General features: G+C 74.6%; 8 protein-coding genes. 5 read left to right on the forward strand and 3 right to left on the reverse strand.

Annotation, left to right across the window (positions count from 1 at the left end; translation table 11 throughout):
- Window positions 1-66: 66 nt before the first annotated feature.
- Window positions 67-1,161: a DMT family transporter gene (locus IE330_RS28660; protein ID WP_229926000.1), complete on the reverse strand. Its 1,095-nt coding sequence runs from the start codon at window positions 1,159-1,161 to the stop codon at window positions 67-69.
- Between IE330_RS28660 and IE330_RS28665 the strand changes: the two genes are divergently transcribed.
- Together IE330_RS28665 and IE330_RS28670 are read left to right on the forward strand one after the other, a co-directional pair.
- Complete coding sequence (locus IE330_RS28665) at window positions 1,160-2,599, forward strand: aminotransferase-like domain-containing protein (protein WP_190139051.1); 1,440 nt, start codon at window positions 1,160-1,162, stop codon at window positions 2,597-2,599. The two genes, IE330_RS28660 and IE330_RS28665, sit on opposite strands and share 2 nt — an antisense overlap.
- Window positions 2,596-3,060, forward strand: coding sequence for a GNAT family N-acetyltransferase (locus IE330_RS28670; RefSeq protein ID WP_190139052.1), 465 nt, complete (start codon window positions 2,596-2,598; stop codon window positions 3,058-3,060). Before IE330_RS28665 ends, IE330_RS28670 begins: the two co-directional genes overlap by 4 nt.
- 73 nt (window positions 3,061-3,133) lie before the next feature.
- Here the strand turns inward: IE330_RS28670 and IE330_RS28675 are convergent, their stop codons facing one another.
- The gene (locus IE330_RS28675; RefSeq protein WP_190139061.1) at window positions 3,134-3,583 is read right to left on the reverse strand and encodes a DUF6314 family protein; all 450 of its coding nucleotides are present in this window, start codon (window positions 3,581-3,583) and stop codon (window positions 3,134-3,136) included.
- Window positions 3,584-3,705: 122 nt separating this feature from the next.
- Window positions 3,706-4,695: an aldo/keto reductase gene (locus IE330_RS28680; RefSeq protein ID WP_190139053.1), complete on the reverse strand. Its 990-nt coding sequence runs from the start codon at window positions 4,693-4,695 to the stop codon at window positions 3,706-3,708.
- A gap of 338 nt (window positions 4,696-5,033) precedes the next feature.
- Between IE330_RS28680 and IE330_RS28685 the strand changes: the two genes are divergently transcribed.
- From IE330_RS28685 to IE330_RS28695, 3 genes are all read left to right on the forward strand, one after another.
- Window positions 5,034-7,253 (forward strand): NADP-dependent isocitrate dehydrogenase, encoded by a 2,220-nt coding sequence (locus IE330_RS28685; protein ID WP_190139054.1) that lies wholly within the window; start codon window positions 5,034-5,036, stop codon window positions 7,251-7,253.
- A gap of 176 nt (window positions 7,254-7,429) precedes the next feature.
- Window positions 7,430-8,458, forward strand: coding sequence for an N-acetyl-gamma-glutamyl-phosphate reductase (gene argC / locus IE330_RS28690; protein ID WP_190139055.1), 1,029 nt, complete (start codon window positions 7,430-7,432; stop codon window positions 8,456-8,458).
- A gap of 40 nt (window positions 8,459-8,498) precedes the next feature.
- On the forward strand, window positions 8,499-8,999 hold a 501-nt coding region (locus tag IE330_RS28695), incomplete at its 3' end, for a bifunctional ornithine acetyltransferase/N-acetylglutamate synthase (RefSeq protein ID WP_190139056.1).

Genomic DNA, 8,999 nt, shown 5'->3' on the forward strand with positions numbered 1-8,999 from the left:
GTTGGCTCCCCGCGCGCGTGGGGTGACCGGGACGGGCCGGGTCGGGCCGGAACGCACGCCCCCTTGCTAGCCCCGCGCGCGTTGGGTGACCGCGATGCACACCAGGACTGCCGCGGCGGTGAGCGGGGCCGCGGGCGTCAGGCTCTCGCCCAGCAGGAACACCGACCACACCAGGGTGAGGAGCGGCTGCGCGAGCTGGAGCTGGCTGGCCTTGGGGACGCCGATGGCGGCCATGCCCCGGTACCAGACGACCAGGCCGAGGAACTGCGAGCCGACCGCCGCGTACAGCAGGCCCGCCGTGCTGTGCCCGGTGAGGTGGAACGGCTCGTGCGGCAGGGCGAGCGCCGCCGCCACCACGGCGAGCGGCAGGCACAGCACGAGCGCCCAGCCGATCACCTGCCAGCCGGGCATGTGCCGGGCCAGACGCCCGCCCTCGGTGTACCCCGCGGCGCACACGAGCAGCGCGGCGAAGAGGTACAGGTCCGCGGCCGACAGCGCCCCGCCGCTCTGTGCCACCGTGAACGCGATCACCGCGGCGGCGCCCGCGAGCGCGGCCGCCCAGAAGGTGCGCGAGGGCCGGACGCCGGTGCGCAGGGCGGAGAACACCGCGGTCGTCAGGGGCAGCAGCCCGACCACGACCGCGGCGTGCGCGGTGCTGGACGTCTGCAGGGCGAGGGAGGTGAGGAGCGGGAAGCCCACCACCACCCCGGCCGCGACCACCACGAGCCCGCCCCAGTCGGCGCGCCGGGGCAGCGGCACGCGCAGCGCGAGCAGACAGGCGCCCGCGACGAGGGCGCTGAGCACGCAGCGCAGGGCGACGAACGTCCAGGGGCCCATGCCTTCGAGACCCCAGGCCGTGGCGGGGAAGGTGAGCGAGAAGGCGACGACACCGAGGGCGGCCTGCAGGGCACCGGCGCGGTGCGGACCGCGCCGCGCCGACCCGGCCGCCGCGGGCTCCGGGGGAGTGGTGGCCTGCGCCGTCCCGGGAGCGGCGGTGGGTGCGGGGGCGGCGCCTCGGGGGACCGAGGGGGAAGTGCCCCGGTGGGCCGAGGGGAAGGTGCCCCGGTGGGCCGAGGGGGAAGTGCCCCGGCGGACCGAGGGGGAAGTGCCGGACGGGACCGCTATCCGCCGCCGTTCAGTAGCGCTACTCTGTGCTCTCATGCAAGAGCGTAGCAGTGTGGGCGAGTTGGCACGTCGGCTCAGGAGCGAGCTGGACCGCTACTCACCGGGAGGAAAGCTGCCGTCCAGCCGCGCCCTGGTGGAGCGGTTCCGGGTCAGTCCGGTGACCGTGTCCCGGGCGCTGGCGCAGCTCGCCGCGGAGGGCCTGGTCGTGACCCGGCCCGGCGCCGGGGCGTTCCGGGCCGAGGCGCCGGGTGCCGCCGCCGGGGCGGTGGGCGACACCTCGTGGCAGGAGGTGTCCCTGAGCGCGGACGCCGCCGCGGACGTGGTGCCGCGCTCGGTGGACGCCTCCGGGGTGCTCGCCACGCTGGCCGCGCCCGGCCCCGGCGTCATCGAGTTCAACGGCGGCTACCTGCACCCCTCGCTCCAGCCGGAGCGCGCCCTGTCCGCCGCCCTCGCCCGGGCCGGACGGCGCCCCGGCGCCTGGGAGCGCCCTCCGGTCGACGGCCTGCCCGAGCTGCGCGAGTGGTTCGCGCGCGGCATCGGCGGCGCCGTCACCGCCGCCGAGGTCCTCGTCACCGCGGGCGGCCAGAGCGCCCTGACGACCGCGCTGCGGGCGCTCGCCCCGCCCGGCGCGCCGGTGCTCGTCGAGTCGCCCACGTACCCCGGCCTGCTCGCCATCGCGCGGGCCGCTGGGCTGCGGCCGGTGCCGGTGCCGGTGGACACCGACGGGGTGCGCCCGGACCTGCTCGCCGCCGCGTTCGCCGCCACCGGCGCCCGCGTCTTCGTCTGCCAGCCGCTGTTCCAGAACCCCACCGGCGCCGTGCTCTCCCCCGAGCGCCGCCCTGAGGTGCTGCGCATCGCCCGCGCGGCCGGGGCGTTCGTCGTCGAGGACGACTTCGTGCGCCGGCTCGTGCACGAGGGGGCGGGACCGCTGCCGCGACCCCTCGCGTCCGACGACCGCGACGGCGTCGTGGTGCACGTCTGCTCGCTCACCAAGGCCACGTCGCCGAGCTTCCGGGTGAGCGCGCTGGCCGCGCGCGGCCCCGTCCTGGAGCGGCTGCGCACCATCCAGGTCGTCGACCACTTCTTCGTGCCCCGGCCGCTCCAGGAGGCCGCCCTGGAACTCGTCGGCGCCCCGGCCTGGCCGCGCCATCTGCGCGCCGTCGCGGGCGAGTTGCGCGAGCGCAGGGAGGCGCTGGCGGCCGCGCTGCGGCTGCGGCTGCCCGAACTCGCGCTGCCGCACGTCCCGGCGGGCGGCTACCACCTGTGGCTGCGCCTGCCCGACGGCACCGACGAGACCGCCCTGGCGGCCGCCGCGCTGCGGGCCGGGGTCGCGGTGGCCCCGGGGCGCCCGTACTTCGCGGCGGAGCCCCCGGCCGCGCACCTGCGGGTGAGCTTCGCCGCCCTCTCCGGCACCGGGGAGATCGCGGAGGGGGTACGCAGGCTGCGCGCGGCGTGTGATGAGGTGGGGGGATGACCGGAACGACACCCACGGACGAACACCCCGAGGCGTACCGGCTCCCGGACGGGTACGAGCTGTCCGCCGACCCCGGCCGCCTCGACGCCGCCCGCGTGCACCACTGGCTGTCCACGGACGCCTACTGGGCGCTCGGCCGCTCCCGCGCGCAGCAGGACGCCGCGATCGCCGGGTCGCTCAACTTCGGCCTGTACGAGGCGACTTCGGGCGCCCAGGTCGCGTACGCCCGGGTGGTCACCGACCGGGCCACCTTCGCCTGGCTCTGCGACGTGTACGTGGACCGCTCCGCGCGCGGCAAGGGGCTCGGCACCGCCTTCCTCGCGGGCGTGCGCGACCGCCTCGCGCCGTACGGCCTGCGCCGCATCCTGCTCGCCACCGGCGACGCCCACGGCGTGTACGCGAAGCTCGGCTTCACGGCCCTGGACGACCCCGCGCAGTGGATGGCGTACGGCGAGCGGTGACGGGGCGGCGGTGACCGGACCGGTGGTGCCCGGGACGGTGGTCACCGGGCCGGTGGGGCGCGTCCGGGCGCGGTCAGTCCGTGCGGACGTAGGCCGTCGTCAGGAGCAGGTCCTTGGCCGGGCCCCGGACCCGCCAGCGCGTGCGCCAGGCGTCCTCGCCGTCCACCACGAAGTCGCCCCGGTAGAGGTCCGCCGCGCACGGGTGGTCGGCGGTGTGGCGCCCGGAGCGCAGGTCGAGGCCGTGGAAGAAGCGGCCGTCGGCGAAGCGGACGACGGCGGTGCCCGCGGGCTCGCCCGGCAGGAACAGGAGCGTGCGCTCCGCCGGGCGCGTCACGCCCCGCCAGGTGAAGGAGCCGGACTCCCGGTGCAGCAGCCCCCCGCCGTCCGACGGCGTGAACCGCGTCGTGCCGCGGAAGCGCCCCTCCACCGGCCCGCCCGGCCCGCCCTGCGCGCCCGCCGCGAAGTCCCGTACGGTCCGCTCCACCCGCCAGCTCCCGGCGAGGTACGCCAGTACGTCCGGCACGGGGTGCGCGGGCTCCTCCGCCGCCGGAGGCGCGGGCCGCTCGGGGGGAAGGGGCGTACCCTGCTCGTCGGGAAGGGACATGGGCGCAGCGTACGCGGCCCGCGCGGCCGCCCGGCGCGCGCCTACCGGTCGACGACGGACATGCTCGTCTCGTCGTAGCGCGGCCCGGCGAAGCCGTCCGCGGGTGCCGCCGCGTCGATCGCGGCGAGGTCCTCGGCGGACAGCTCGACCGTGACGGCGGCCAGGTTCTCCACGAGGTACGCCTCGCGGCGCGTGCCCGGGATCGGCACCACGTCGTCGCCGCGGTGCTGCACCCAGGCCAGGGCGAGCTGGCCCGCCGTGACGCCCTTCGCGGCGGCCAGCGACCGCACGGCCTCGACCAGGGCGAGGTTCCGCTCCAGGTTGCCGTCGGCGAAGCGCGGCTGCGTGCGCCGCATGTCGTTCTCCTCCAGCGCGTCGACGGACGTGAGGCGGCCGGTGAGGAAGCCGCGGCCGAGGGGCGAGAACGGCACGATCCCGATGCCCAGCTCCCGGCAGGCCGGGGCGGTCTCCGCCTCCAGGTCGCGGGTCCACAGGGACCACTCGCTCTGCAGCGCCGCGATCGGGTGCACCGCGTGCGCGCGCCGGATCGTCCGGGCGCTCGCCTCGGACAGGCCGAGGTGGCGCACCTTGCCCGCCGCGACCAGCTCGGCCATCGCGCCGACGGTCTCCTCGATCGGCACGTCCGGGTCGACGCGGTGCTGGTAGTACAGGTCGATGTGGTCGACGCCGAGCCGCCGGAGCGAGGCGTCGCAGGCCTGGCGCACGTACGCGGCGTCGCCGCGGATCAGCGGCGGCTCGCCGAGCCGGTTGGCGAAGCCGAACTTCGTGGCGATGACGGCCCGCTCGCGGCGGGCCCCGGACAGGGCGCGGCCGAGCAGCTCCTCGTTGTGGCCCCCGCCGTAGTAGTCGGCGGTGTCGAACAGCGTCACGCCGAGGTCCAGGGCGCGGTGGATCGTGGCGATGGACCGGGCGTCGTCCGAGGAGCCGTAGGCGTGGCTCATCCCCATGCAGCCGAGGCCCTGCGCCGAGACCGTCAGCGCGCCGAGGGCGCGGGTGGGCAGGCCGGTCATGTCGTACCTCCTGAAAGGCGCGGTGCTCCGCGTGGAGCGCCGCGGTGCGGTGATCTCGGTCGAGACCCTAGGAGTTGGAGTGCGCTCCAACGCAAGCGTGAGCCGGAGTCCCCGCGGCGGGGGTTCGGGGACCGGCCCGGGTGCACGGGGGCCTGCCCCCGTACGGAGTCTCCCGCGGGCCGGGCGGGCCTCCGCCGGGCGGTGGTCCGCCCCGGCGGGCACGGCGGACCGGCGCGGAAGATTTTCGTACCGCACTCGGCCAGGGCCCTGTCGGTGCCGCCCCGTCCACGAGATATCTTGATGTCGAGCAATGTTGCAGACGTGGAGCGGAGCACCCGGTGACTGACTCGACCATCATCTACACCCACACTGACGAGGCCCCCGCCCTCGCGACGCATTCGTTCCTGCCCGTGATCCAGGCGTACGCCTCGACGGCCGGTGTCCGTGTCGAGACCCGTGACATCTCCCTGGCGGGCCGGATCATCGCGAGCTTCCCGGAGCGCCTGGAGCCGAGCCAGCGCATCGACGACGCGCTGGCCGAGCTCGGCGAGCTGGCCAAGACGCCGCAGGCCAACATCATCAAGCTGCCGAACATCTCGGCGTCCATCCCGCAGCTCAAGGCCGCGATCGCCGAGCTCCAGGAGCAGGGCTACGCGCTGCCGGACTACCCGGACGACCCCAAGACCGACGAGGAGCGCGACATCCGCGCCCGCTACGACAAGGTCAAGGGCTCCGCGGTCAACCCGGTGCTGCGCGAGGGCAACTCCGACCGCCGCGCCCCCGCCTCGGTGAAGAACTACGCCAAGGCGCACCCGCACCGCATGGGCGCCTGGACGGGCGAGTCCAAGACGAACGTCGCCACCATGGGCGAGAACGACTTCCGCTCGACGGAGAAGTCCGTCGTGATCGAGAAGGACGGCGCCCTCACGATCGAGCTGGTCGGTGACGACGGCTCCACCACCGTGCTGCGCGAGTCCGTCCCGGTCCTCGCGGGCGAGGTCGTCGACGCCTCCGTGATGCGCGTCGCCGCGCTGCGCGAGTTCCTGACCGCGCAGGTCGCCCGCGCCAAGGCCGAGGGCGTGCTGTTCTCGGTGCACCTCAAGGCGACGATGATGAAGGTCTCCGACCCGATCGTCTTCGGCCACGTCGTGCGCGCCTTCTTCCCGAAGACCTTCGCGGCCTTCGGCGCCGACCTCGCGGCCGCCGGCCTCACCCCGAACGACGGCCTCGGCGGCATCTACAAGGGCCTGGAGGCCCTGCCGAACGGCGCCGAGATCAAGGCGTCCTTCGAGGCCGAGCTCGCCGAGGGCCCGGACCTGGCCATGGTCGACTCCGACCGCGGCATCACCAACCTGCACGTCCCGTCCGACGTCATCGTCGACGCCTCCATGCCGGCCATGATCCGCACGTCGGGCCACATGTGGGACAAGAACGGCGCGGAGGCCGACACCCTCGCGGTCATCCCGGACTCCTCCTACGCCGGCGTCTACCAGGTCGTCATCGACGACTGCAAGGCCAAGGGCGCCTACGACCCGGCCACCATGGGCTCGGTCCCGAACGTCGGCCTGATGGCGCAGAAGGCCGAGGAGTACGGCTCCCACGACAAGACCTTCGAGATCCCCGCCACCGGCACCGTCCGGCTGGTCGACACCGAGGGCACCGTCCTCATCGAGCAGCAGGTCTCCGAGGGCGACATCTTCCGCGCCTGCCAGACCAAGGACGCCCCGATCAAGGACTGGGTGAAGCTCGCCGTCACCCGCGCCCGCGCCACCGGCGACCCCGCGGTGTTCTGGCTGGACGAGACCCGCGCCCACGACGCCAACCTGATCGCCAAGGTGAAGGCATACCTGCCGGAGTTCGACACCGAGGGCCTGGACATCCGCATCCTGTCCCCCGTCGAGGCCACCAAGCTGTCGGTGGAGCGCATCCGCGAGGGCCTCAACACCATCTCCGTCACGGGCAACGTGCTGCGTGACTACCTGACCGACCTGTTCCCGATCCTGGAGCTGGGCACCAGCGCCAAGATGCTCTCGGTCGTCCCGCTGATGAACGGCGGCGGCCTGTTCGAGACCGGCGCCGGCGGCTCCGCCCCGAAGCACGTCCAGCAGCTCGTCAAGGAGAACTACCTCCGCTGGGACAGCCTCGGCGAGTTCCTCGCCCTGGCCGTCTCCTTCGAGCACCTGGCGCAGAGCACCGGCAACGCCCGCGCCCAGGTCCTCGCGGACACCCTGGACCGCGCCACGGCGACCTTCCTGGAGGAGGACAAGTCGCCGAGCCGCCGCCTGGGCGGCATCGACAACCGCGGCAGCCACTTCTACCTCGCCCTGTACTGGGCCCAGGAGCTGGCGAAGCAGACCGACGACGCCCAGCTCGCCGAGGCCTTCGGCCCGCTCGCCGCGACCCTGGCGGAGCAGGAGACGAAGATCGTCGAGGAGCTGATCGCGGTCCAGGGCTCCCCGGCCGAGATCGGCGGCTACTACCAGCCGGACGCCACCAAGGCCGCGGCCGTCATGCGCCCGTCCGCCACGTTCAACGAGGCCCTCGCGTCGCTGGCGTGACGCACCGCCCCTAGGACGCGCGTGAGCCCGCTTCTCGCCCCGGTCGGCAACCGCCGGCCGGGGCGGTCGTGTCTTGGCCACCGGACACCGGCACCGCCCCGCACCGGCGGTTCCGGATCCACATTGCATAAACGTGCGACGACTTGTATATTCATGCCATCCATGAGGAGGAACCCATGACGGTACGCGCAGCGGTGGCGGGAGCGAGCGGATACGCGGGCGGAGAACTGCTGCGCGTCCTGCTCGGGCACCCCGGGGTCGAGATCGGCACCCTCACCGCCAACTCGAACGCGGGCCAGCCGCTCGGCGCGCTCCAGCCGCACCTGACGCCGCTCGCCGAGCGCGTCCTGGAGCCGACCACCGCCGAGACCCTCGCCGGCCACGACGTCGTCTTCCTGGCGCTGCCGCACGGCCAGTCCGCGGCCGTCGCCGAGCAGCTCGGCCCGGACGTGCTCGTGGTGGACATGGGCGCCGACTTCCGCCTTCAGGACGCCGCCGACTGGGAGCGGTTCTACGGCAGCCCGCACGCCGGGACCTGGCCCTACGGCCTGCCCGAGCTGCCGGGCGCCCGCGCCGCCCTCGCCGGGACCAAGCGCGTCGCGGTCCCCGGCTGCTACCCCACGGCGGTCTCGCTCGCGCTGTTCCCGGCGTACGCCGCCGGGCTCGTCGAGGACGAGGCGGTGATCGTCGCGGCCTCCGGCACCTCGGGCGCGGGCAAGGCGCCCAAGCCGCACCTCCTCGGCTCGGAGGTCATGGGCTCCATGTCGCCGTACGGCGTGGGCGGCGGGCACCGGCACACCCCCGAGATGATCCAGAACCTCAGCGCGGCGGCCGGCCGGCGCGTCACCGTCTCCTTCACGCCCACCCTCGCCCCGATGGCGCGCGGCATCCTCGCCACGTGCAGTGCGAAGGCCCGCCCCGGCACCACCGCGGAGAGCGTCCGCGCCGTCTACGAGAAGGCCTTCGCCGACGAGCCCTTCGTACGGCTGCTGCCCGAGGGGCAGTGGCCCGCCACGGCCTCGGTGTACGGCTCCAACGCCGTGCACGTGCAGGTCACCCATGACCCGGCCGCCGACCGCGTCATCGTGATCAGCGCCATCGACAACCTCGTCAAGGGCACCGCGGGCGGCGCGGTGCAGAGCATGAACATCGCCCTGGGGCTGCCGGAGGAGCTGGGGCTCTCCACGATCGGCGTCGCGCCGTGAGCGCCCGCCCGACAGCCACCACCACGAACAAGGAGATGCAGTGAGCGTCACGGCAGCCAAGGGGTTCCGGGCGGCGGGGGTCGCCGCCGGGATCAAGGAGAACGGCAACCCGGACCTGGCCCTCGTGGTCAACGACGGCCCCCGCACCGCCGCCGCCGGGGTCTTCACCTCCAACCGCGTGAAGGCGGCCCCCGTCCTGTGGTCCGAGCAGGTCCTCAAGGGCGGGCAGGTGGCGGCCGTCGTCCTCAACTCCGGCGGCGCCAACGCCTGCACCGGCCCCCAGGGCTTCCAGGACACGCACGCCACCGCCGAGAAGGCCGCCGACGTCCTCGGGGTGAGCGCGGCCGAGGTCGCCGTCGCCTCCACCGGCCTCATCGGCGTCACGCTCCCCATGGACAAGCTGCTGCCGGGCGTCGACACCGCCGCGGCCGCGCTGTCCCCGCACGGCGGCGAGAAGGCCGCCATCGCCATCAAGACCACCGACAGCGTGCACAAGACGGCCGTGGCCGAGGGCGAGGGGTGGACCGTCGGCGGCATGGCC

This window comes from Streptomyces longispororuber (assembly GCF_014656095.1).
In the GTDB taxonomy this organism is placed as follows: domain Bacteria; phylum Actinomycetota; class Actinomycetes; order Streptomycetales; family Streptomycetaceae; genus Streptomyces; species Streptomyces longispororuber.